Source organism: Acidovorax sp. T1, assembly GCF_002176815.1.
Lineage (GTDB): Bacteria > Pseudomonadota > Gammaproteobacteria > Burkholderiales > Burkholderiaceae_C > Acidovorax.
This window is the reverse complement of record NZ_CP021648.1, coordinates 2,221,184-2,242,587: the sequence shown is the minus strand read 5'-3', so window position 1 is coordinate 2,242,587 and position 21,404 is coordinate 2,221,184. Positions and strand designations below refer to the sequence as shown.

Annotated in this window: 19 protein-coding genes and 2 riboswitches; of the genes, 7 read left to right on the top strand and 12 right to left on the bottom strand. The window is 63.8% G+C overall.

Going from position 1 to position 21,404, the window contains the following annotated elements; genetic code table 11:
* Positions 1–30 precede the first annotated feature (30 nt).
* From gcvP to CCX87_RS10355, 6 genes are all read right to left on the bottom strand, one after another.
* The gene (gene gcvP, locus CCX87_RS10380; RefSeq protein WP_087746071.1) at positions 31–2,934 is read right to left on the bottom strand and encodes an aminomethyl-transferring glycine dehydrogenase; all 2,904 of its coding nucleotides are present in this window, start codon (positions 2,932–2,934) and stop codon (positions 31–33) included.
* 136 nt (positions 2,935–3,070) lie between these two features.
* Positions 3,071–3,445 (bottom strand): glycine cleavage system protein GcvH, encoded by a 375-nt coding sequence (gcvH, locus tag CCX87_RS10375; RefSeq protein ID WP_086912538.1) that lies wholly within the window; start codon positions 3,443–3,445, stop codon positions 3,071–3,073.
* Between the two features lie 70 nt (positions 3,446–3,515).
* Positions 3,516–4,652, bottom strand: a complete 1,137-nt coding sequence (gene gcvT, locus CCX87_RS10370) for a glycine cleavage system aminomethyltransferase GcvT (protein WP_087746069.1) — start codon at positions 4,650–4,652, stop codon at positions 3,516–3,518.
* Positions 4,653–4,696: 44 nt separating this feature from the next.
* Positions 4,697–4,818, bottom strand: a riboswitch (glycine riboswitch).
* A gap of 13 nt (positions 4,819–4,831) precedes the next feature.
* A riboswitch (glycine riboswitch) is annotated at positions 4,832–4,939 on the bottom strand.
* A gap of 6 nt (positions 4,940–4,945) precedes the next feature.
* Positions 4,946–6,223: a TRAP transporter large permease gene (locus CCX87_RS10365; protein ID WP_087746067.1), complete on the bottom strand. Its 1,278-nt coding sequence runs from the start codon at positions 6,221–6,223 to the stop codon at positions 4,946–4,948.
* Positions 6,220–6,714 (bottom strand): TRAP transporter small permease, encoded by a 495-nt coding sequence (locus CCX87_RS10360; RefSeq protein WP_087746065.1) that lies wholly within the window; start codon positions 6,712–6,714, stop codon positions 6,220–6,222. Before CCX87_RS10360 ends, CCX87_RS10365 begins: the two co-directional genes overlap by 4 nt.
* Positions 6,715–6,813: 99 nt before the next feature.
* A complete protein-coding gene (locus CCX87_RS10355) occupies positions 6,814–7,785 on the bottom strand; it encodes a TRAP transporter substrate-binding protein (RefSeq protein WP_087746063.1) in 972 nt (323 codons plus the stop codon).
* A gap of 400 nt (positions 7,786–8,185) precedes the next feature.
* Here CCX87_RS10355 and CCX87_RS10350 point away from each other — a divergent pair, with 400 nt between their 5' ends.
* Positions 8,186–8,644 carry an Lrp/AsnC family transcriptional regulator gene (locus CCX87_RS10350; RefSeq protein WP_086927389.1) on the top strand — a complete coding sequence of 153 codons (459 nt, stop codon included), beginning with the start codon at positions 8,186–8,188 and terminating at the stop codon, positions 8,642–8,644.
* 88 nt (positions 8,645–8,732) lie between these two features.
* Here CCX87_RS10350 and CCX87_RS10345 read toward each other — a convergent pair whose 3' ends face one another.
* From CCX87_RS10345 to CCX87_RS10330, 4 genes are all read right to left on the bottom strand, one after another.
* Positions 8,733–9,527 (bottom strand): ABC transporter ATP-binding protein, encoded by a 795-nt coding sequence (locus tag CCX87_RS10345; RefSeq protein WP_087746061.1) that lies wholly within the window; start codon positions 9,525–9,527, stop codon positions 8,733–8,735.
* A 22-nt stretch (positions 9,528–9,549) separates the two neighbouring features.
* Entirely contained in the window at positions 9,550–10,440 is an 891-nt protein-coding gene (locus tag CCX87_RS10340; RefSeq protein ID WP_087748287.1) for an ABC transporter permease, read from the bottom strand.
* 109 nt (positions 10,441–10,549) lie between these two features.
* Positions 10,550–11,515: an ABC transporter substrate-binding protein gene (locus CCX87_RS10335; protein ID WP_087748286.1), complete on the bottom strand. Its 966-nt coding sequence runs from the start codon at positions 11,513–11,515 to the stop codon at positions 10,550–10,552.
* A gap of 216 nt (positions 11,516–11,731) precedes the next feature.
* Complete coding sequence (locus CCX87_RS10330; protein WP_087746060.1) at positions 11,732–13,438, bottom strand: electron transfer flavoprotein-ubiquinone oxidoreductase; 1,707 nt, start codon at positions 13,436–13,438, stop codon at positions 11,732–11,734.
* Positions 13,439–13,599: 161 nt separating this feature from the next.
* Between CCX87_RS10330 and CCX87_RS10325 the strand changes: the two genes are divergently transcribed.
* The gene (locus tag CCX87_RS10325; protein ID WP_087746058.1) at positions 13,600–14,382 is read left to right on the top strand and encodes an SDR family oxidoreductase; all 783 of its coding nucleotides are present in this window, start codon (positions 13,600–13,602) and stop codon (positions 14,380–14,382) included.
* Positions 14,379–14,801: an acyl-CoA thioesterase gene (locus CCX87_RS10320; protein WP_087746056.1), complete on the top strand. Its 423-nt coding sequence runs from the start codon at positions 14,379–14,381 to the stop codon at positions 14,799–14,801. The genes CCX87_RS10325 and CCX87_RS10320 overlap by 4 nt, the downstream gene beginning before the upstream one ends.
* A gap of 62 nt (positions 14,802–14,863) precedes the next feature.
* On the opposite strand, the gene CCX87_RS10315 is transcribed toward CCX87_RS10320, so the two are convergent.
* A complete protein-coding gene (locus tag CCX87_RS10315; RefSeq protein ID WP_087746054.1) occupies positions 14,864–15,448 on the bottom strand; it encodes a peroxidase-related enzyme in 585 nt (194 codons plus the stop codon).
* A 221-nt stretch (positions 15,449–15,669) separates the two neighbouring features.
* On the opposite strand from CCX87_RS10315, the gene katG reads away from it, so the two are divergent.
* On the top strand, positions 15,670–17,829 hold the full coding sequence (gene katG / locus CCX87_RS10310) for a catalase/peroxidase HPI (RefSeq protein WP_087746052.1): 2,160 nt from the start codon (positions 15,670–15,672) through the stop codon (positions 17,827–17,829).
* A 110-nt stretch (positions 17,830–17,939) separates the two neighbouring features.
* Here katG and CCX87_RS10305 read toward each other — a convergent pair whose 3' ends face one another.
* Positions 17,940–18,485, bottom strand: coding sequence for a PAS and helix-turn-helix domain-containing protein (locus CCX87_RS10305; protein WP_087746050.1), 546 nt, complete (start codon positions 18,483–18,485; stop codon positions 17,940–17,942).
* A gap of 76 nt (positions 18,486–18,561) precedes the next feature.
* On the opposite strand from CCX87_RS10305, the gene CCX87_RS10300 reads away from it, so the two are divergent.
* From CCX87_RS10300 to CCX87_RS10290, 3 genes are all read left to right on the top strand, one after another.
* A complete protein-coding gene (locus CCX87_RS10300; RefSeq protein WP_087748285.1) occupies positions 18,562–19,269 on the top strand; it encodes a CoA transferase subunit A in 708 nt (235 codons plus the stop codon).
* A 2-nt stretch (positions 19,270–19,271) separates the two neighbouring features.
* A complete protein-coding gene (locus CCX87_RS10295) occupies positions 19,272–19,910 on the top strand; it encodes a 3-oxoacid CoA-transferase subunit B (RefSeq protein WP_087746048.1) in 639 nt (212 codons plus the stop codon).
* 109 nt (positions 19,911–20,019) lie between these two features.
* Positions 20,020–21,342, top strand: coding sequence for an HD-GYP domain-containing protein (locus tag CCX87_RS10290; protein WP_087746046.1), 1,323 nt, complete (start codon positions 20,020–20,022; stop codon positions 21,340–21,342).
* The last annotated feature ends 62 nt before the right edge of the window (positions 21,343–21,404 follow it).

The window sequence follows — 21,404 nt, the reverse complement described above, 5'->3', positions numbered from 1 at the left end:
AGCGCCATCAAAGCGCTGCATCAGCGCTCGTTACGCCAGTTCGCTCACTGGCAAGCAGCTGCAGAACAGGTTGCGGTCGCCATAGACGTTGTCCACGCGGCCCACGGGCGACCAGTACTTGTTGCTGCGCAGGGCCGCCACCGGGTAGGCGGCTGCCTCGCGGGTGTAGGGGCGGGCCCATTCGCTGCCCAGCAGGCTCTCGGCCGTGTGCGGGGCGTTTTTCAGCGGGTTGTTGTCCTGCGGCCAGGCGCCGGATTCGATCTGGCGGATTTCTTCGCGGATGGCGATCATCGCGTCGATGAAGCGGTCGATCTCGAACAGCGTCTCGCTCTCGGTGGGCTCCACCATCAGCGTGTTGGGCACGGGGAAGCTCAGCGTGGGGGCGTGGAAGCCGTAGTCGATGAGGCGCTTGGCCACGTCTTCGGCCATCACGCCGCTGGTTTCCTTCAAGCCGCGCAGGTCCAGGATGCACTCGTGGGCCACGTGGCCCGGCTTGCCGTCTTTGCCTTCGCTGGCGTACAGCGTGGGGTAGTGGTCCTTGAGGCGCGCGCTGATGTAGTTGGCCGAGAGGATGGCGGTTTCGGTGGCCGCTTGCAGGCCCTCGGCACCCATCATGCGGCAATACATCCAGCTGATGGGCAGCACGGCGGCATTGCCCAGGGGGGCTGCCGACACGGCGCCCACGCCACCGGCCACGCCGGCCGTGGCATGGCCGGGCAGGTAGGGCACAAGGTCGGCCACCACGCACACGGGGCCCACGCCGGGGCCCCCGCCGCCGTGGGGAATGCAGAAGGTCTTGTGCAGGTTCAGGTGGCTCACGTCGCCGCCGAACTCGCCGGGCGCGGCCACGCCCACCAGGGCGTTCATGTTGGCGCCGTCCACATAAACGCGGCCGCCGTGCTGGTGCACCAGCGCGCACAGCTCTTTGACCTGGGTCTCGAACACGCCGTGCGTGCTGGGGTAGGTGATCATCACCGCGGCCAGGTTGGCGCTGTGTTGCTCGCACTTGGCCTGCAGGTCGGCCATGTCCACGTTGCCGTTGGCATCGCATTGGGTCACCACCACCTGCATGCCCGCCATCTGCGCGCTGGCAGGGTTGGTGCCGTGCGCGCTGCTGGGGATCAGGCAGATGTTGCGGTGGCCGTGGCCCTGGGCTTCGTGGTAGGCCTTGATGGCCAGCAGGCCCGCGTATTCGCCCTGGCTGCCGGCGTTGGGCTGCAGGCTGATGCCGGCATAGCCCGTGGCCTGGCACAGCCAGGCGCGCAGCTGCTCGTCGAGCAGGCGGTAGCCTTCGAGCTGGTCGGCGGGTGCGAAGGGGTGCACGTTGGCAAACTCGGGCCAGGTGATGGGGATCATCTCGCTCGTGGCGTTGAGCTTCATGGTGCAGCTGCCCAGCGGGATCATGCTGCGGTCCAGCGCCAGGTCCTTGTCGGACAGCTGGCGGATGTAGCGCAGCATGCCGGTTTCGCTGTGGTGGGTGTTGAACACCGGGTGCGTGAGGTAGGCGCTGGTGCGGCGCAGTTCGGCGGGGATCAGCGGCTCCACGCCCTTTTCAAAGGCGTCAAACGTGGGCAGCGGCTGGCCGTCCTGGGCGAAGATCTTCCACAGCAGCTCGATGTCGGCGCGCGTGGTGGTCTCGTCGAGCGAGATGCACAGCTGGTTTTCGAAGTAAATTCGCAGGTTGGCGCCCATGGATACTGCGCGGGCAGCTATCGCTTTGGTAGCGCCGTCGGTCTTCAGCGTCAGCGTGTCGAAGCAGGCCTGCGGGCGCACTGGCGCGCCGAGCTGCTCCAGCCCCTTGGCCAGGATGGCGGTGTAGCTGGCCACGCGCTGGGCAATGCGTTTCAAGCCCTGGGGGCCGTGGTACACGGCGTACATGCTGGCAATCACGGCCGGCAGCACCTGCGCGGTGCAGATGTTGGAGGTGGCTTTTTCGCGGCGGATGTGCTGCTCGCGCGTTTGCAGCGCCAGGCGGTAGGCGGGCTTGCCGTGCACGTCCACGCTCACGCCCACCAGGCGGCCGGGCAGGCTGCGCTTGAAGTCGTCGCGGCAGGCCATGTAGGCCGCGTGCGGGCCGCCCGCGCCCATGGGCATGCCCAGGCGCTGGGTGGTGCCCACCACAATATCGGCGCCCCATTCGCCGGGCGGGGTGATCAGCGTGAGGGCCAGCAGATCGGCCGCGGCGATAAATGCAGCGTGCTTGCCATGGACCTTTTCCACGTCGGCGCGCAGGTCGTCGATGCGGCCGCTGGTGGCGGGGTATTGGGCCAGCACGGCGAAATACTCGCCGTCCAGCGCGGCATCCCACTCAGCGGCGGAATTGGCCAGCACCACGTCGATGCCCAGCGGCTTGGCACGGGTCTGGATCACTTCGATGGTCTGCGGGTGCGCGTCACCGGCTACAACAAACACATTGCTTTTGCTCTTCACCGAGCGCTTGGCCAGCGTCATGGCCTCGGCCGCTGCGGTGGCTTCGTCCAGCATGGATGCATTGGCGATCGGCATGGCGGTGAGGTCGCACACCATGGTCTGGAAGTTGACCAGCGCCTCCATGCGGCCTTGCGAAATTTCGGCCTGGTAGGGCGTGTAGGCCGTGTACCAGGCGGGGTTTTCCAGGATGTTGCGCAGGATGACGCCGGGGATGTGCGTGCCGTAGTAGCCCTGGCCGATGAAGCTCTTGAGAACCTGGTTTTTCGATGCCATCGCCTTGAGTTCGGCCAGCGCCGCCGCTTCCGTAATCGGCAGGGGCAGGTCCATGGCGCTGCTTCGTGCAATGGATCGCGGCACGATGGAGTCGATAAGGGCGCGGCGCGAGGCCTCGCCGATCACCGACAGCATGTGCGCTTCGTCGGCCGCATCGATGCCGATGTGGCGGGGCAGGAACTCGGTGGCGTTTTCAAGCTCGCCGAGCGGCAGGGCGGTTGGCATCAACATAGTGCAGGTTCTCAAACGGGAGGGTAGGGCGCCATGCGGATTTGCATTCAGCCGGCTAACTAGGCGGGAAGCCGCAGACAGTGCTGTAGCACGGCAAGGCGACCAACGACGTTAGCGGGTTGAAGGCAAATTCGTCTCAGGCGTTCTTGGCGAAATCGGCGTAGGTGGCTTCGTCCAGCAGCGCATCGAGCTGGCTGGCGTCACTGAGCTTGACCTTGAAGAACCAGCCGGTGTTGAGCGGGTCGGAGTTGGCCAGCGAGGGGTCGGCGCGCAGGGCTTCGTTCACTTCGACCACTTCGCCGGAGACCGGCATGTACACGTCGGCGGCGGCCTTGACGGACTCGACCACACCGGCCACGTCGCCCTGGGCAAACGTGGTGCCCACGGCGGGCAGGTCCACAAACACCACGTCGCCCAGCGCGTCCTGGGCGTGCACGGTGATGCCGACCACGGCCGCATTGGCGTCGGCGGCGTTGATCCATTCGTGGTCTTTGGAAAATTTGATCGTCATGGAAAAGCTCCTGGAAAAAATGGAAGGAATCCGGAATGTAGCCGGGCCCAGCGGCGGCGGCGTGGAGTAATTAGCCGCGGTAGTAGCGGGTAGGCACAAAGGGCATGGTGCTCACTTCCATGGGCACGGCCTTGCCGCGCACGATGGCGTTGACGCGCGTGCCCAGGGCCGCATGGGCGGGCAGCACGTAGCCCATGGCCACGGGTTTGTCGATGGTGGGGCCCAGGAGGCCGCTGGTGACTTCGCCGATCTTCTGGCCGTCCAGGCTTTGCAGCTCGGTGTGTTCGCGCACGGGCACGCGCTCCAGCGCGATCAGGCCCACGCGTTTGCGCTGCAGGCTGGCCGGGTTGTCGAGTTGCGCCAGCACCGTGTCGGCGCCGGGGAAGCCGCCTGCGCGGGCACCGCCGGTTCGGCGCACCTTCTGCATCGCCCAGCCAATGGCCGCTTCCACGGGGGTGGTGGTGGTGTCGATGTCGTTGCCATACAGGCACAGGCCCGCTTCCAGGCGCAGCGAGTTGCGCGCGCCCAGGCCGATGGGCTTGACTTCAGGCTGCGCGAGCAGGGCGCGGGCCAGGGTGTCGGCCTGCGCGGCGGGCACCGAGATTTCGAAGCCGTCTTCGCCGGTGTAGCCGCTGCGCGTGACAAAGCAGTCGCAGCCGGCGATGGAATAGTTGCCGCCGGTCATGAACACCCGCTTTTCAATGCCCGGCGCCAGGCGCGACAAGGCGGTGACGGCCTGGGGGCCCTGCAGCGCCAGCAGCGCGTGGTCGGGTATGGGGATGACTTCGCAGCGCTGGCCGATGCGGGCCTGGATGTGCGCGATATCGGTCACCTTGCAGGCGCCGTTGACGATCACGAAGATCTCGTTTTGCGCCACGCGAAAGAACATCAGGTCGTCGATGATGCCGCCCGCGTCGTTCAGCAGCAGCCCGTAGCGCTGCTTGCCCACGGGCAGGTCGATCACATCGACGGGCATCAGGCTCTCGAACGCGGCAGCGGCGTCGGGGCCGACCAGTTTGAGCTGGCCCATGTGGGACACGTCGAACAATCCAGCAGCGCTGCGCGTGTGCTGGTGCTCGGCCATCAGGCCAGCGGGGTATTGCACGGGCATGGAATAGCCGGCAAACGGCACCATGCGGGCGCCCAGCTCGATGTGCAGGGCGTTCAGGGGCGTGTTGAGCAGGGGGGCGGCGGCAGGGGCGGACATGAAAGCTCCAGGGCAAATGGGGGCCGCGGCACATGTGCCACGGGATTTGCCCTGCTGTCCGCTTTACCTGAGAGATTCACCGCAACACCCTGGCTGGCTGTGCGGCTTGCTCCTTCGGTGGATGGCCTTCGCATGGTGCGGGCCATCTCTCTCCAGCAAGGGAACGCCCGCATCACTGCGGGCGTTTGCCAGTCCTTTTGCCTGAGCGTTCGGGTGTTCCTGCGCCTTCGGCGGTGCCTCTCATCTTGCAATGCAAGGGACGGGGCACTCTCTCCTGACGGGCACGATTGTACTTACTTCGCGTACACCAGATCGCGCAGCGCCAGCGAAATCCACGGCACATAGGTGACGACCATCAGGCACACCAGGATCACCCCCACGAACGGCAGCAGGTGCTTGACGATGCGGTCGAGCGATATGCGCGCCACCGTGCAGGCGGCAAACAGGTTCACGCCAAAGGGCGGCGTGATCATGCCCAGTGCCAGGTTCACCACCATGATCAGGCCGAAGTGCACCGGGTCCACGCCGAAGTGCATTGCCACGGGCGCCAGGATGGGCGCCAGCACGATGATGGCCGCGCTGGTCTCGATGAACATGCCGATGATGAACAGCGCCGCGTTCACACCCAGCAGGAACAGGGTGGGGGATTGCAACACCGCCTCCAGCCAGCGGCCAATGGCATCGGGCACGCCGGCGCGCGTGATGAGGAAGGCAAACAACCCGGCGTTGGCGATGATGAACATGATCACCGCCGACGAGATGGCCGACTTGCGCAGGATGGCGAACAGGTCCTTGACCTTGATCTCGCGGTAGATCACCACGCCCACCACCAGCGCATAGAACACCGCCACGGCCGAGGCCTCGGTGGGGGTGAAGACGCCGCCGTAGATGCCGCCCAGAATGATCACGGGCATGAACAATGCCCAGCCGGCCTGCAGCGTGGCTTTGCCAAAGGGCATGCGGCCATCGCCATCGTTCTTGCCCCAGCCCTTGTATTTGCAGTAGGCCCAGACAAACAGCATCAGCGCGCCACTGATCAAGAGGCCCGGGCCAAAGCCGGCGATGAACAGCTCGCCAATCGACACCTCGGCGCTCACGCCGTACAGGATCATGGGAATGGAGGGCGGAATGATCACGCCCAACTCGGCGCTGGTGGCCTGCAGCGCTGCAGCATAGCTGGTGGGGTAGCCATGCTTGATGAGCGCAGGGATCAAAATGGCGCCAATGGCAAAAGTGGTGGCCACCGACGAGCCCGACACCGCCGCAAAGATCATGCAGGTGAGCACGCAGGTCATGGGCAGGCCGCCCTGCACGCCGCCCACGATGCTCTTGGCAAACTCGACCAGCCGGCGCGAGATGCCGCCGGTTTCCATCAGGTTGCCCGCCAGGATGAAAAACGGAATGGCGGCCAGCGGAAACTTGTTGATCGAGGCGAACATCTCCTTGACCGCGATCAGCATGTTGGCGTTGGCCACCTGAATGCCCAGGATGGAGGCCAGCCCGATCGACACGGCCACGGAGACGGTGAGTGCAAAGCACAGCACCATGGTGGAGATCATTACTGGCGTCATTGCGCGGTCTCCAGTTCCATGCGCTGGGGATCGATCAGGTTGCCGATGATTCCCACCACGCAGAACAATCCGCCCACGGGCATGGCCAGATACGCCCAGAACATCGACACCGACTCCAGCCCGGCCATGCTCTGCACGCCGCCGCGCTGCGCGTAGTCCCAGCCCCACCAGATGATCACGCCGATCAATGCCAGCGCGGCCAGGCACACCACCCAGTCGAGCACGCGGCGAACGCGCGGCGGGCTCCAGCGGTACAGCACGTCGACGCTCACCATCGCCCCCTGGCGAAACGCGGCCGGAATGGCCAGAAACACCATCCAGATCAGGCTGAAACGGATCAGCACCTCGGTCCACTCAGCGGGCTGCTCGAACACGAAGCGCATCAGGATCTGGAACATGCCCAGCGTCGAGGCCAGGGCCAGCATGGCGCAGGCGCCGAGCATGGCCAACCTGGTGCACCAGCGCTCAAAAGAAAGAAAGATGTTTTTCATGGGCGGCACGGGCCGGACAACAGAATGTATGAATAAAAACGCCCGTTGGCGCTTTGCCGACGGGCGCTGATAGCTATCAAAAAGAAAGCGCTGTGCGGATTACTTCACGTTGCGGATCTTGTCGAGCGCTGCCTTGCCGAACTGCTTTTCAAACTCGGCATTGACGGGGGCCAACGCGGCCACGAACTTGGCCTTGTCCACGGTGTCGATCACGGTCATGCCCTTGGCTCGCAGGTCGGCCACGCCCTTGGCGTCGTCTTCGTCCACGCGCGCGCGGTTGGCCTTGGTGCCTTCCTTGGCGGCGTCGAGGAAGGCCTGCTTGTCGGCAGCGCTGAGCTTGTCAAAAGCCGCCTTGTTCATCACGAAGATGCAGGGCGAGTACACATGACCGGTGAGCGTGAGGTGCTTTTGCACCTGGTCGAACTTGGCCGAGATGATCACGGGCAGCGGGTTCTCCTGGCCGTCCACGGTGCCTTGCTGCAGGGCGGTGAACACCTCGGGGAAGGCCATGGGCGTGGTGATGATGCCAAAGCCCTTGTAGGCCGCGATGTGCACGGGGTTCTCCATCGTGCGCATCTTCAGGCCCTTGAGGTCGCCGGGCTCCTTCACGTCGCGCTTGCTGTTGGTCATGTGGCGAAAGCCGTTTTCGGCCCAGGCCAGGGCCTTGAAGCCCTTGCTGTCGAACTTGGTCAGCATCTCCTGGCCGATGGGGCCGTCGAGCACGGCGCGCGCATGGGCCTTGTCGCGGAACAGGAAGGGCACATCGAGGATTTTTGTTTCGGGCACGAAATTGGGGATGGGGCCGGTGGAGCTGAAGGCCAGCTCTTGCGTGCCCAGCTGCACGGCTTCAATCGACTCGCGCTCGCCACCCAGTGCGCCGTTGTAGAAGGTTTGCACCTTGTAGCGGCCGCCCGTGCGCTTTTCGACTTCCTTGGCAAAGGTGTCAATGGCCACGCCCTGGTGCGAGTTCTGCGCCGTCGAGATGCTGATGCGCATGGTGGTCTGCGCGGCAGCGCTGGCCATGAAGCCGATGGCAAGGCCGAGGCCGACGACGAGTCTGGTCAATTGCATGGTGTCTCCTGAGGGGTGTGATTGCGTGTGGCCTGCGGTGCAGGTTGCGGCGCGGGCCTGCGCCGCGCACTGCAAAAATTATGGCGCTGCAACATGGCGCCGGGCATCGGGGTTTGTGCTGGTAAGCATGCTTATCAGCGGCGTGCCAGGCGCATCGCAGCGCACCGGGGTCACATGCGGGACAGGGCAGCAACAGGTAGCGTTGGGGGGATGCTTGCCAAGCGCCCCGGGCGGGCGGTAACCCGCCGGGGCCTTGTCAGTTTGTGCACCCGGGTAAGAGCGCCTTGATGCAGCAAAGTATGCCGCGCGGATGGCCGATTAATCTTCTGAATTGGCGTTGTTTCGGGTTGTTTTCAGAAAAATTTTCTGCCAATGCGGTCTTTTTGGAATAATGTGGCACATAGACCGTCTCGACAGAAAAATCCTCTCCGTTTTGCAGGCCAACGCCCGCGCCAGCCTGCAGGAGATCGGCCAGGCCGTGGGCCTGAGCCCCTCGCCATGCTGGGGGCGCATCAAGAAGATGGAAGAGGCCGGCGTGATCGAGGGCTACACCGTGCGCCTGAATCCGCGCGCGCTTGATCTGTCGGACACGGTGCTGGTGATGGTCACGCTCGACAGCCATTCCGACAACACGCTGGAAAAATTTGGCGAAACCCTGGCCAGCATTCCCGAGGTGATTGAGGCGCACCTGGTGTCGGGCGACTACGACTACCTGCTGCGCGTGGTCGTGAAAGACACGCGCGACTATGAGCGCCTGCTGCGCGAGAAGCTCTACAAGATCAAGGGCATCCGCCACAGCCGATCCAGCTTTGTGCTGCGCACGCTCAAAAAAGCCGATCTGCCGCTGTTTGTGGACTGATATTCAAGCCAAATTGGCCGCCTGTGCTTATCCAGTAAGCGCATGCAGCTATCAATTTGATATTGAAAAGGCGCAGCCCACGCCCGCCTCAACCCAGCAGCAGGGCGTCGTCCGACAGCTTTTCGCCGCGCACTTTTTCAAACATGTGCAGCAGGTCGGGCACATCCAGGCGCTTGCGCTCTTCGCCGGAAACATCGAGCACTACCTGGCCCTGGTGCAGCATCACGGTGCGTTCGCCCACGTCGAGCGCCTGGCGCATGCTGTGCGTGACCATCATGGTGGTCAGCTTGCTCTCCTGCACGATGCGCTCGGTCAGCCGCAGCACGAAGTCGGCGGTGCGCGGGTCGAGCGCGGCGGTGTGCTCGTCGAGCAGCAGGATGCGCGACGGCTGCAGCGCCGCCATCAGCAGGCTCACGGCCTGGCGCTGGCCGCCCGAGAGCAGGCCGATGCGGTCGGTCAGGCGGTTTTCGAGGCCCAGGCCCAGCGTGGCCAGGCGTTCGCGAAAACCCTCGCGCATCGATGCCTTGACGGCGCGGCCCAGGTTGCGGAAGGTGCCGCGGCGCTGCGCCAGTGCCATGTTTTCTTCGATGGTGAGGTCTTCGCAGGTGCCGGCCATCGGGTCCTGGAACACGCGGGCCACGCGCTCTGCGCGGGCCCACACGGGCATGCGCGTGACGTCCACGCCGTCGATGGCGATGCGGCCACTGTCCACCGACTGGTCACCCGAGATGGCGTTGAGAAAGGTGGACTTGCCGGCACCGTTGGAGCCGATGACGGTGACAAATTGCCCGGCCGGAATGTCCAGCGACATGCCGCGCAGGGCGCGCGTTTCAATCGGCGTGCCGGGGTTGAAGGTGATTTCGAGGTGTTGGGCGCTCAGCATGGGGCTCTTTCGGTGCGCGGGTTCAGGACGGCTTGCGCTTGGCGAGCTTGCGCTTGAGCTGCGGAATCACCAGCGCCACGGCCACCAGCACGGCGGTGATCAGATTCAAATCCTGCGCCTTTAGGCCGATGAAGTCGCTGTTGAGCGCCAGCGCAATGAAGAAGCGGTAGGCGATGGCACCAATGATCACGGCCAGCGTGGCATAAATCAGGCGGCGCGAGGGCAGGATGCTCTCGCCCACGATCACGGCGGCCAGGCCGATGACGATGGTGCCGATGCCCATGGAGATGTCCGAGCCGCCCTGCGTCTGCGCAAACAGCGCGCCGGCCAGGCCCACCAGACCATTGGAAATCGCCAGACCCAGCAGCATCATGGCGCCGGTGTTCACGCCCTGCGCGCGGGCCATGCGGGCATTCGAGCCGGTGGCGCGAATGGCCAGGCCCCGTTCGGTGGCAAAAAACCAGTCCAGCAGCAGCTTGGCGGCCACCACGATGACGGCCAGGATCAGTGGGCGCGCAATGTAGTCCTGCATGCCTTCGGGCTGCAGCAGCACGAACAGCGTGGGGTCGTTGATGAGGGGCACGTTGGGCCCGCCCATGATGCGCAGGTTGATCGAGTACAGCGCAATCATCATCAAGATGCTGGCCAGCAGGTCCATGATCTTGAGCTTGACGTTGAGCCAGCCCGTGATCAGCCCGGCCACGGCGCCTGCTGCCGTGGCGGCCAGCGTGGCCACCCAGGCGTTGGTGCCGGTGGAAATCAGAATGGCGCAGACGGCGCCGCCCAGCGGGAAGCTGCCATCCACCGTGAGGTCAGGAAAGCGCAGCAACCGGAACGAAATGAAGACGCCCAGGGCCACCAGGCTGAAGATCAGGCCGATTTCAACGGCGCCGAGCAGGGAAAAGAAGGACATGGGCAGCGGGGCCAGCAAGGGGAAAAACAAAGCAGGAGCCACGCGGGGCATGGCTCCTGCCGGAGGGGCCCGGGGCTGACGACCCGGTCCTGCACAGGGTGTTGTGCGCTTATTGCACGACCTGCGCGGCCGACTTGATCAGCGCGTCAGACAGCTTCACGCCCTGTTTTTCGGCTGCGCCGGGGTTCACGAACAGTTCCATCTTGGTGCTGACTTCGGGCTTGATGTCGCCGGGCTTTTCGCCCTTGAGGATGCGCGCCACCATGCGGCCGGTCTGCTCGCCCAGATCGCGGTAGTTGATGCCAAAGGCGGCGATGGCGCCACGCTTGACGCTGTCGGTGTCCGAAGCCACCAGCGGAATCTTGGCCTCCTGGCCCACCTTCACCAGCGCTTCGTAGGCCGAGACCACGTTGTTGTCGGTGCTGGTGTAGATCACATCGACCTTGCCGATCAGGCTGCGCGCGGCGCTGCTTACGTCCACCGATCGCGGCGCTGCAGCCTCGACCAGCGTCATGCCCAGCTTGGGCAGCAGGGCCTGCAGCTGCTTGACCACGACGACCGAATTGGCCTCGCCGGGGTTGTAAACCACGCCCACGCGCTTGGCACCCGGCACCACCTGCTTGACCAGGTCCATCTGCTTGTCGAGCGCCAGCAGGTCGGACACGCCGGTTACGTTGTTGTGCGAAGGCTCCCAGTTCTTCACCAGCTTGGCCGCCACCGGGTCGGTCACTGCCGAGAACACGACGGGAACGGTCTTGGTCGAGGCAATCACGGCCTGGGCCGAGGGCGTGGCGATGGCGACGATGGCATCGGGCTTGTCACCGACGAACTTGCGGGCGATTTGCGCGGCCGTGCCGGTGTTGCCCTGGGCGCTTTGGTACTGCCACTTGAGGTTCTTGCCCGCTTCAAAGCCGGCTTCCTTCAACCCTGCCTGCACGCCGTCGCGCACGGAGTCGAGGGCGGGGTGTTCGACGATTGCGGTCACTGCCACGGATTTTTGCTGGGCACTGGCGGGGGCCACGCCGGCCACGGCCAGGGCGAGGGCACCCAGGGACATCCAGGGCAATTGCTTCATGTTCATCTGCGCGGTCTTTCTGGTTTTTTGGATGGATCGGGTTGGCCTGCACACGCTGCAAAGGGGCCAACTAGCAAGTTTACTGCGCTCAGGCACCGCGCTGGCAAGCGGGGCAAGCCGCCCCGTGGCAGGGTCGGGATTTCAGCGCGGTGCGGTTAAAAAATTAACGAAAAAGGCCTGCAGCGCAGGCCCTTCATGCGCAAGGTGCTATGGTTTTTACATGCCCGAGTAGTTCGGGCCGCCGCCACCTTCGGGCGTGACCCAGACAATGTTTTGCGTCGGGTCCTTGATGTCGCAGGTTTTGCAGTGCACGCAGTTTTGCGCGTTGATCTGCAGGCGCTGCGCGCTGCCGCCCTTGGCTTCGTCGGGCACAAACTCGTACACGCCGGCCGGGCAGTAGCGGGCCTCGGGGCCAGCGTATTTGGCCAGGTTGATGTTCACCGGCACGCTGGTGTCTTTCAGCGTCAGGTGCGCTGGCTGGTTTTCGGCGTGGTTGGTGTTGCTCACGAACACGCTGGAGAGGCGGTCGAAGGTGATCTTGCCATCGGGCTTGGGATAGGCGATGGGCTTGCACTCGGCGGCGGGCTTCAGATAGGCGTGGTCGGGCTTGTCGCGGTGCAGCGTCCATGGGATGTGGCCCTTGAGCGCGAACTGCTCGATACCGTTCATCACCGTGGCCACCGTCAGGCCCTTCTTGAACCATGCCTTGAAGTTGCGCGCCTTGTTCAGCTCGGTGTAGAGCCAGCTGGCTTCGAACGCCTTGGGGTAGGCCGTGAGTTCGTCGTGCTGGCGCCCACCGGTGATGGCCTCATAGGCGGCCTCGGCGGCCAGCATGCCGGTCTTGATGGCGGCATGGCTGCCCTTGATGCGGCTGACGTTGAGGTAACCCGCATCGCAGCCCACCAGCGCGCCGCCCGGGAACACGGTCTTGGGCAGGCTCATCAGGCCACCGGCCGTGATGGCGCGGGCGCCGTAGCTGATGCGCTTGGCCGGCTTGATGCCCTTGGATTCGTCGCCTTCCAGGTAGTAGCGGATGTTGGCGTGCGTCTTCCAGCGCTGGAATTCCTCGAACGGGCTGAGGTACGGGTTGGCGTAGTCCAGGCCCGTGATGAAGCCCAGCGTGACCTTGTTGTCTTCCATGTGGTACAGGAAGGCGCCGCCGTAGGTGTTGTTGTCCATGGGCCAGCCGGCGGTGTGCAACACAAAGCCGGGCTGGTGGCGGGCGGGGTCGATTTCCCACAGTTCCTTGATGCCCAGGCCGTAGGTCTGCGGGTCGCTTTCGGCATCGAGCTTGAAGCGGGCGATGACCTGCTTGCCCAGATGGCCGCGCGCGCCCTCGGCAAAGATGGTGTACTTGGCGTGCAGTTCCATGCCGAGCTGGAAGTCGCCCGTGGGCTCGCCCTCCTTGCTCACGCCCATGTTGCCGGTGGCCACGCCCTTGACGCTGCCGTTGTCGTTGTAGAGCACTTCGGCGGCGGCAAAGCCGGGGAAGATTTCCACGCCCAGGTTCTCGGCCTGCTGCGCCAGCCAGCGCGTGACGTTGCCCAGGCTGACGATGTAGTTGCCGTGGTTCTGAAAACAGCCTGGCAGCAGGAAGTTGGGCGTGCGAAACGACGATTTCTCGCCCAGGAACACCATGGCGTCGTCGGTGACGGGCTGGTTCAGCGGGGCGCCGAGTTCCTTCCAGTTGGGAATCAGCTCGGTCAGCGCCTTGGGGTCCATGATCGCGCCCGAAAGAATGTGCGCGCCGGGCTCGGAGCCTTTTTCCAGCACCACCACCGACACGTCCTGGCCTTTTTCGGCGGCCAGCTGCTTGAGCCGGATGGCGGTGGACAGGCCGGCGGGGCCGCCGCCCACCACGACCACGTCATATTCCATGGCTTCGCGGGGACCGTATTGGGCGAGGATTTCTTGGTTTGTCATGGGCGTCTCGTCGGGCGTTTGATAATGAATGGATTTTTTGCAACAAGGCGATAAAGCACTGTCCGTCTGGCGACTGATTGTATTCATGCGAATACGCACCATCGAAGGGGCGTTTTCGTTCACTGTTTTCGTTCTATTTCTCATTTGTGGAGAGACTCTCAATGGCTTACAGCATCGATTTGTCCGGCCGTGTAGCCTTGGTGACGGGCGCCTCCAGCGGCCTGGGGGCCCAGTTCGCGCGCACCCTGGCCCGCGCGGGTGCCGGTGTGGTGCTGGCCAGCCGGCGGCTGGAAAAGCTCAAGGAACTGCGGGCCCGCATCGAAGGCGAAGGGGGCGATGCCCATGTGGTTGAACTTGATGTGACCGACCTCGATTCCATCAAGGCCGCAGTGGCCCATGCCGAGACGGAAATGGGCTCCATCGACATCCTGGTCAACAACTCGGGTGTGAGCACCACGCAGCGCATCCAGGACGTGACGCTTGAGGATTACGACTTCATCTTCGACACCAACGTGAAGGGTGCGTTCTTTGTGGCGCAAGAGGTGGGCAAGCGCATGCTGGCGCGCTCGCGTGGCGCGGCGCCGGGCAGTTTCACGGGCGGGCGCATCATCAACATCGCCTCGATGGCCGGGCTCAAGGTGCTGCCGCAGATCGGCGCCTACTGCATGAGCAAGGCCGCCGTGGTGCAGATGACCCGCGCCATGGCGCTGGAGTGGGGGCGCTTCGGCATCAACGTGAATGCCATCTGCCCCGGCTACATCGACACCGAGATCAACCACCACCATTGGGACACCGAGCAGGGCCAAAAACTCATCTCCATGCTGCCGCGCAAGCGCGTGGGGCAGCCGCAGGACCTGGATGCGCTCATCGTGATGCTGGCCAGCGACCAGAGCCACTTTGTAAATGGCGCAGTGATCGCGGCGGACGACGGCTTTGCGATATGAAGATTGACGTCCCAGAGGTCAAGAAACTCGTCTTTGAAATGCGCTTTCCCGTGCGCTGGGGCGACATGGATGCGATGGGCCACGTCAACAACACCGTGTACTTCCGCTACCTGGAAACGGCGCGCATCGAATGGCTGGTGTCGGTGGGCTGCAACCCCGACCCGCGCGGGCAGGGGCCGGTGATCGCCAATGCGTTCTGCAATTTCTACAAGCAGCTGGAATACCCGGCCGACGTGCTGCTCAAGCTCTACGTCAGCGACCCGGGCCGCACCACGTTCGAGACCTGGGGCACGATGGAGCGCGTGGACCAGCCGGGCGCCATCTGTGCGGCGGGCGGCGCGACCACCATCTGGGTGGATTTTCCGCAGCAAAAAGCCGTGTCGCTGCCCGATTGGATGCGGGCGCTGGTCAGTGGATGATTTTGAATCAAATTGCCGTGTAGCGCTTTAATATCAAGCGCTGGTAGCTATCAAAATCATAGTTATTCGGTGGGTTTTCTGGCTTTGGGCACGCGGCCCATCAGATAAAACTCGGGGTTGGGCTGCATGCCGGCAAAGCTGGCCATGCGGTTGCTCAGGCCAAAGAACGCCGTGATGGCCGCAATGTCCCAGATGTCCTCGTCGTCAAAGCCATGGGCGTGCAGGGCGGTGAAGTCGGCATCCTCGACCTCGTGCGAGCGCTGGCAGACTTTCATTGCAAAGTCGAGCATGGTGCGCTGGCGTGGCGTGATGTCGGCCTTGCGGTGGTTCACGGCCACCTGGTCGGCCACGAACGGTTTCTTTTCGTAGATGCGCAAGATCGCGCCATGGGCCACCACGCAATACAGGCACTGGTTGGCGGCACTGGTGGCAGTGACGATCATCTCGCGCTCGCCCTTGGTCAGGCTGCCTTCTTCCTTGAGCATCAGCGCATCGTGGTACGCAAAAAACGCGCGCCATTCGGCCGGACGGCGCGCAAACGCCAGGAACACGTTGGGGATGAAGCCCGCTTTCTCCTGCACTTCGAGAATGCGGGTGCGGATGTCTTTGGGCAGGGCACTCAGGTCGGGAAAAGGGTAGCGGCTCATGCGGGTCTCCTTGGGTGTCAATGTCGATTCCAGTGACCGTACCACGGAGCCCTGGCGGGGGCCGTTGCGCTGGGGCTTGCCTGCGGCGTGGGGTGCAGGTTTTGGGGTTTGCTGGGGTAGATAGTTGTCAAAAACTATCAATAAGATTGCGCGAATTGATTATTTTTTATTGAACCGCTTACTATCATTTCGCTTGCCATCATCCACACAAGGAGCTCTCCATGACCGAAGAATCCAAATGCCCATTCCATGCAGCCGGTACCAGCGGCAGCACCACCAGCCGCGACTGGTGGCCGAACCAGTTGCGCGTGGATTTGCTGAACCAGCATTCCGAGCGTTCCAACCCGCTGGGTGAGAAGTTCAACTACGCCGCCGAGTTCAAAAAGCTCGATTACTCTGCCCTCAAGGCCGACCTGAAAGCGTTGCTGACGGATTCGCAGGACTGGTGGCCCGCCGACTGGGGCACCTACACCGGCCTGTTCATCCGCATGGCGTGGCACGGCTCGGGCACCTACCGCACGGTGGATGGCCGTGGCGGTGCCGGGCGCGGGCAGCAGCGTTTTGCCCCGCTCAACAGCTGGCCCGACAACGTGAGCCTGGACAAGGCGCGCCGCCTGCTGTGGCCGGTCAAGCAAAAGTACGGGCAAAAAATCTCCTGGGCCGACCTGATGATTCTGGCGGGCAATGTGGCGCTGGAAAACGCGGGCTTTCGCACCTTTGGCTTTGGCGCCGGCCGCGAAGACGTGTGGGAACCCGATCAGGACGTGAACTGGGGCGACGAGAAGGCTTGGCTGGCCCACCGCAACCCTGAGACCCTGGCCAAGAACCCCCTGGCCGCCACCGAGATGGGCCTGATCTACGTCAACCCCGAAGGCCCCAACGCCAGCGGCGACCCGCTGTCTGCCGCAGCCGCCATCCGCGCCACCTTTGGCAACATGGCCATGGACGACGAGGAAATCGTGGCGCTGATCGCCGGTGGCCACACCCTGGGCAAGACCCATGGCGCCGCTTCTACCAGCCATGTAGGCGCAGCGCCCGAGGCTGCACCCATCGAGCAGATGGGCCTGGGCTGGAGCAGCAGCCACGGCAGCGGCAGCGGCGCTGACGCCATCACCTCTGGCCTGGAAGTGGTCTGGACCCAGACGCCCACCCAGTGGAGCAACAACTTTTTCGAAAACTTGTTCAAGTTCGAATGGGTGCAGACGCGCAGCCCGGCCGGGGCCATCCAGTTCGAGGCCAAGGACGCACCCGAGATCGTTCCCGACCCGTTCGATCCCGCCAAGAAGCGCAAGCCCACGATGCTGGTCACCGACCTGACGCTGCGCTTTGACCCCGCGTTCGAGAAAATCTCGCGCCGCTTCTTGAACGATCCACAGGCATTCAACGAAGCCTTTGCCCGCGCCTGGTTCAAGCTGACCCACCGCGATATGGGCCCCAAGGCGCGTTACATCGGCCCCGAAGTGCCGAAGGAAGACCTGATCTGGCAAGACCCGCTGCCCACGCCGCAGCACCAGCCCACGACGGCTGACATTGCCGATCTGAAGGCGAAGATCGCGGCTTCGGGCCTGTCGGTCAGCGAACTGGTGTCGGTGGCCTGGGCCTCGGCCTCCACGTTCCGCGGCGGCGACAAGCGCGGTGGCGCCAACGGTGCACGCCTGGCGCTGGCACCGCAAAAGGACTGGGCGGTGAACGCCATTGCCGTGGGTGTGCTGCCCCAATTGCAAGCCATCCAGCAGGCGTCTGGCAAGGCATCGCTGGCCGATGTGATCGTGCTGGCCGGTGTGGTGGGCGTGGAGCAGGCTGCCAAGGCGGCGGGCGTGTCGGTGCAAGTGCCCTTTGCCCCCGGCCGGGTCGATGCGCGCCAGGACCAGACCGATGTCGCGTCCTTTGACGTGATGGAGCCGGTGCCCGATGGTTTCCGCAATTACCGCCGCGTTGCCAGCAGCACCGCGACGGAAGAGTTGTTGATCGACAAGGCCCAGCAGCTCACCCTGACGGCGCCGCAGCTGACAGCCCTCATCGGTGGCCTGCGCGTGCTGGGCACCAATTACGACGGCAGCCAGCACGGCGTGTTGACTGACAAGGTGGGCGTGCTCAGCAACGACTTCTTCGTCAATCTGCTGGACATGGGCACCGCGTGGAAGTCGGTGGACGACACGGCGCAGGTGTTCGAGGGCCGGGATCGCAAGAGCGGTGCGGTCAAGTACACAGCCACCCGCAACGATCTGGTGTTTGGCTCCAACGCGGTGCTGCGGGCCCTGGCCGAGGTCTATGCCAGCGCCGATGCCCACGAAAAGTTTGTGCGCGACTTTGTGGCGGCCTGGACCAAGGTGATGAACCTGGACCGCTTCGATCTGGCTGAAGCGACCACCAGCGCCTGAGCGCCTTGATCACGCCACCTGCCTGGCCCGCTTGGGTCGGGCAGGTGGCGTTGTGCTTTCTGCATGGGCGAGGCGGCTGACACGGCCGCCCCTCCATGCCGCAATGGGGATTAATTACCTGCCACCAGCTTGTGCACCAGATCGGCGGCCGTGGAGGCGCTGTATTTACGCATCAGGCGGGCGCGGTAGATTTCCACGGTGCGGTGGCTGATCTCCAGGGCCTTGCCGATTTCCTTGGAGGTCAGGCCTTCGAGCAGCTTGGCTGCCACTTCGCGTTCACGCCCCGTGAGTTCGGCCTTGACGGTGCGCTGCGCGCTGAGATCTTCAAAGCTCCAGATCCCTGATTCGTGCGGAGCGTTGCGGTTGAGGGCCCGGCCTGACACATGGCACCAGAAAACTTCGCCGTTGGCCCGTTTCATGATGCGGTTGTCGGCATAGTGGCCCTTGGCGTTCAGGATGGGTTCCATGTGCGCACCCAGACGCTCGTACTCATCGGCACTGGGGTAGAGCACCTCAAAAGATTGCCCGATCAGCACCTCCCGCGAGGCGCCAAATATTTCACAGACCAGCCGGTTGCAATCCACCATGGTGCGGTTGCGCGAGAGCACCAAACCCACGGGAGCAAATTCAAAGGCCAGTCTGTAATCAACGTCCATAGTGCAAATCTTTACGGGGTACTACTTATCTATCTACGTAGTATCGTAGCGCATCAAAACTATCAAGGAGATCGTGGTGAAAAAGTTATTTCCTTCCGCAGCCAAGGCCCTTGAGGGCGTGGTTGCCGATGGCCAGTTGCTGGCCGTGGGTGGCTTCGGCCTGTGCGGCATTCCCGAGGCGCTGATCGATGCGCTGCGCGATTCGGGCGTGAAAAACCTCTCCGTGATCTCCAATAACGCCGGCGTGGATGGCTTTGGCTTGGGCAAGCTGCTCGAAACGCGCCAGATCAAGAAAATGATCTCGTCCTATGTGGGCGAGAACAAAGAGTTCGAGCGCCAGTACCTGGCGGGGGAGCTGGAGCTGGAGTTCACGCCCCAGGGCACGCTGGCCGAGAAGCTGCGCGCTGGCGGCGCGGGCATTCCGGCCTTTTTCACCAAGACCGGCGTGGGCACCATCGTGGCTGACGGCAAGGAGCTGCGTGAGTTCGACGGCGAAACCTATGTGATGGAGCGCTCGCTGGTGCCCGATGTCTCGCTGGTCAAGGCCTGGCGCGCCGACCAATCGGGCAACCTGCAGTTTCGCCTGACGGCACGCAACTTCAACCCTGCCGTGGCCATGGCCGGAAAACTGTGCATCGTCGAGGTGGAAGAGGTGGTGGAAACGGGCACGATCGACCCCGACCAGATTCATCTGCCCGGTATCTATGTGCACCGCATCGTGCACCACGCCCATCCCGAAAAGCGCATCGAGAAAAGAACCGTCACAGAGAAAGCAGGAGCCTGACCATGCCTTGGACCCAAGACCAGATGGCCGCCCGTGCGGCCCAAGAACTCGAAGACGGTTTTTATGTGAACCTGGGCATCGGCATTCCCACGCTGGTGGCCAACTTCACAGGCGACAAGGAAGTGTGGCTGCAGTCCGAAAACGGCATGCTGGGCATTGGCCCGTTTCCCACCGAAGACAAGGTGGACGCCGACCTGATCAACGCCGGCAAGCAGACCGTGACCACCATCCCGGGCTCGTCGATCTTCAGCAGCGACCAGTCGTTTGCCATGATCCGGGGCGGAAAGATCAACCTGTCCATCCTGGGCGCCATGCAGGTGAGCGAGCAGGGCGACCTGGCCAACTGGATGATTCCCGGCAAGATGGTCAAGGGCATGGGTGGCGCCATGGACCTGGTGGCCGGCGTCAAGCGCGTGATCGTGCTCATGGAGCATGTGGCCCGCAAAAAAGACGGCACCGAAGACCTGAAGATCCTGCCCCGCTGCACGCTGCCGCTCACGGGTGTGGGCGTGGTGGACCGCATCATCACTGACCTGGCCGTGATGGACGTGACGCCCTTGGGCCTCAAGGTGGTGGAGCTGGCGCCTGGCGTCACGTTCGAGACCCTGCAGGCCAAGACGGGCGTTACGCTGCTGCACTGAAGGCGCTGCTTGACTTGCCTCAAGATGGGCCCGCGCAAGCGGGCCTTTTGCATGGGCGAGCCGCCCCCTCTGGTCTTATATTCAAGGCTGTCCCTTTTGAAGTTTCCGCATGACAGATCCATTCCTGGCGGCCACTGCTACTGCTACAGCCACGGCCACTGACAGCCCGCACTACCTGCGCGCGCTCGCCAACATGGCCGACCGCCGAGCGGTGGTGACCCAGGATGCCATCTATACCGACAACGGCATCAAACTGGTGGAAAAAGGGGCACGCATCGACAGCCGTCTGTATGACCATCTGGTGCAGCACAAGTTGCGCGATCCCATCGACCGGCACCTGACGGTCGAGAATGCGGTGGATGTGCCGGCATTGATCGCTGCCGGGCGCGATCTGGCCGAGCAGAACGCCTTGCCCCAGATGCTGGTGCAGGCCCTCGGCTCTGCCGCCAGGCTGCTGGCGCCCTTGCGCTCACTGCCCCTGCCCGAGCCCATTGCCTTCAAGCTGACGGTGATGCGCGAGCAGCGGCCTGACCTGTTCGAGCACAGCCTGCAGATGATGATGGTGGCTGTTTTCCTGGGGCTGAAAAACGGCCTGGGCGAACGCGACTGCGTGTCGCTGGCGGCCGCTGCGCTGCTGCACGATGTGGGTGTGTTGCACATGGATCCGGCCTGGATGGACCCCCTCAATAAGGTCACTGGCGTGCAGCGCAAGCACCTGGTGGCCCATCCCATCACCTCCATGCTGATGCTCCGGGATGCCGGGGTGTACGCCCGGCCCGTGGAGATTGCTGTGCTGGAGCACCACGAACGCATGGATGGCAGCGGCTACCCGCGAGGCCTGTCCGGGGCAGACATTTCGCCCATGGGGCGCATCCTGCTGCTGGCCGAGGTGGTGGCGGCCTTCTACGAAAAATACACCGACATGCCCGCCCAGCGGCTGTCGCTGATGCTGCGTCTGAACCACCGCAAGTTCCCGGCCGCACTGGTGGCCCATGTGCTGCCGCTGCTGCAGGAAGATGTGGCGCGCGATTCCGCCCTGATGCCGCTGGGCAACGATGCCACGCGCCAGATCGACCTGCTGGCCGAAGCCTTTATCTACTGGGAGCAGCTCAAGGCGGCCTTGCCTGAAGGTGCTGGCACCCAAGCGCCGGCGGGCAGTGCGTTTGCATTTGCCGACACCCGCCTTCTGGCCTTGCAAAAAGCCCTTGTAGAAGCCGGATCGCACCCGCAGCATCTGGGCGAACTGATGGCGCAACTGCAAGGCGACGCTATTGGAATGGCCGAGATGGCCCTGGTAGGGAGGGAGGCTTTGTGGCAGCTGCAAAGCATCCTGAACGCCTGCCATCGCCGCTGGCCCCAACTGTCGGAGCGTGCGACGCCTGCGGATACCGCAGTGGCCGACTGGTGTGATTGGGCGCTGCGCAAGCTGTAGCCGTCTGCCTTTTGGGCATCACAGTTGCCGCGCTCCACCGCATAAAGGGCGGGCCGCCAAAA

What these genes read in the sequence shown, in the direction of transcription:
- gcvH (WP_086912538.1), bottom strand. Translation starts at nt 3,445, where the DNA reads ATGACGATCAAATTTTCCAAAGACCACGAATGGATCAACGCCGCCGAC.
- CCX87_RS10365 (WP_087746067.1), bottom strand. Translation starts at nt 6,223, where the DNA reads ATGACGCCAGTAATGATCTCCACCATGGTGCTGTGCTTTGCACTCACC.
- CCX87_RS10360 (WP_087746065.1), bottom strand. Translation starts at nt 6,714, where the DNA reads ATGAAAAACATCTTTCTTTCTTTTGAGCGCTGGTGCACCAGGTTGGCC.
- katG (WP_087746052.1), top strand. Translation starts at nt 15,670, where the DNA reads ATGACCGAAGAATCCAAATGCCCATTCCATGCAGCCGGTACCAGCGGC.
- CCX87_RS10305 (WP_087746050.1), bottom strand. Translation starts at nt 18,485, where the DNA reads ATGGACGTTGATTACAGACTGGCCTTTGAATTTGCTCCCGTGGGTTTG.
- CCX87_RS10290 (WP_087746046.1), top strand. Translation starts at nt 20,020, where the DNA reads ATGACAGATCCATTCCTGGCGGCCACTGCTACTGCTACAGCCACGGCC.
- CCX87_RS10320 (WP_087746056.1), top strand. Translation starts at nt 14,379, where the DNA reads ATGAAGATTGACGTCCCAGAGGTCAAGAAACTCGTCTTTGAAATGCGC.
- CCX87_RS10325 (WP_087746058.1), top strand. Translation starts at nt 13,600, where the DNA reads ATGGCTTACAGCATCGATTTGTCCGGCCGTGTAGCCTTGGTGACGGGC.
- CCX87_RS10315 (WP_087746054.1), bottom strand. Translation starts at nt 15,448, where the DNA reads ATGAGCCGCTACCCTTTTCCCGACCTGAGTGCCCTGCCCAAAGACATC.
- CCX87_RS10345 (WP_087746061.1), bottom strand. Translation starts at nt 9,527, where the DNA reads ATGCTGAGCGCCCAACACCTCGAAATCACCTTCAACCCCGGCACGCCG.
- CCX87_RS10355 (WP_087746063.1), bottom strand. Translation starts at nt 7,785, where the DNA reads ATGCAATTGACCAGACTCGTCGTCGGCCTCGGCCTTGCCATCGGCTTC.
- CCX87_RS10330 (WP_087746060.1), bottom strand. Translation starts at nt 13,438, where the DNA reads ATGACAAACCAAGAAATCCTCGCCCAATACGGTCCCCGCGAAGCCATG.
- CCX87_RS10335 (WP_087748286.1), bottom strand. Translation starts at nt 11,515, where the DNA reads ATGAAGCAATTGCCCTGGATGTCCCTGGGTGCCCTCGCCCTGGCCGTG.
- gcvT (WP_087746069.1), bottom strand. Translation starts at nt 4,652, where the DNA reads ATGTCCGCCCCTGCCGCCGCCCCCCTGCTCAACACGCCCCTGAACGCC.
- CCX87_RS10340 (WP_087748287.1), bottom strand. Translation starts at nt 10,440, where the DNA reads ATGTCCTTCTTTTCCCTGCTCGGCGCCGTTGAAATCGGCCTGATCTTC.
- CCX87_RS10295 (WP_087746048.1), top strand. Translation starts at nt 19,272, where the DNA reads ATGCCTTGGACCCAAGACCAGATGGCCGCCCGTGCGGCCCAAGAACTC.
- gcvP (WP_087746071.1), bottom strand. Translation starts at nt 2,934, where the DNA reads ATGTTGATGCCAACCGCCCTGCCGCTCGGCGAGCTTGAAAACGCCACC.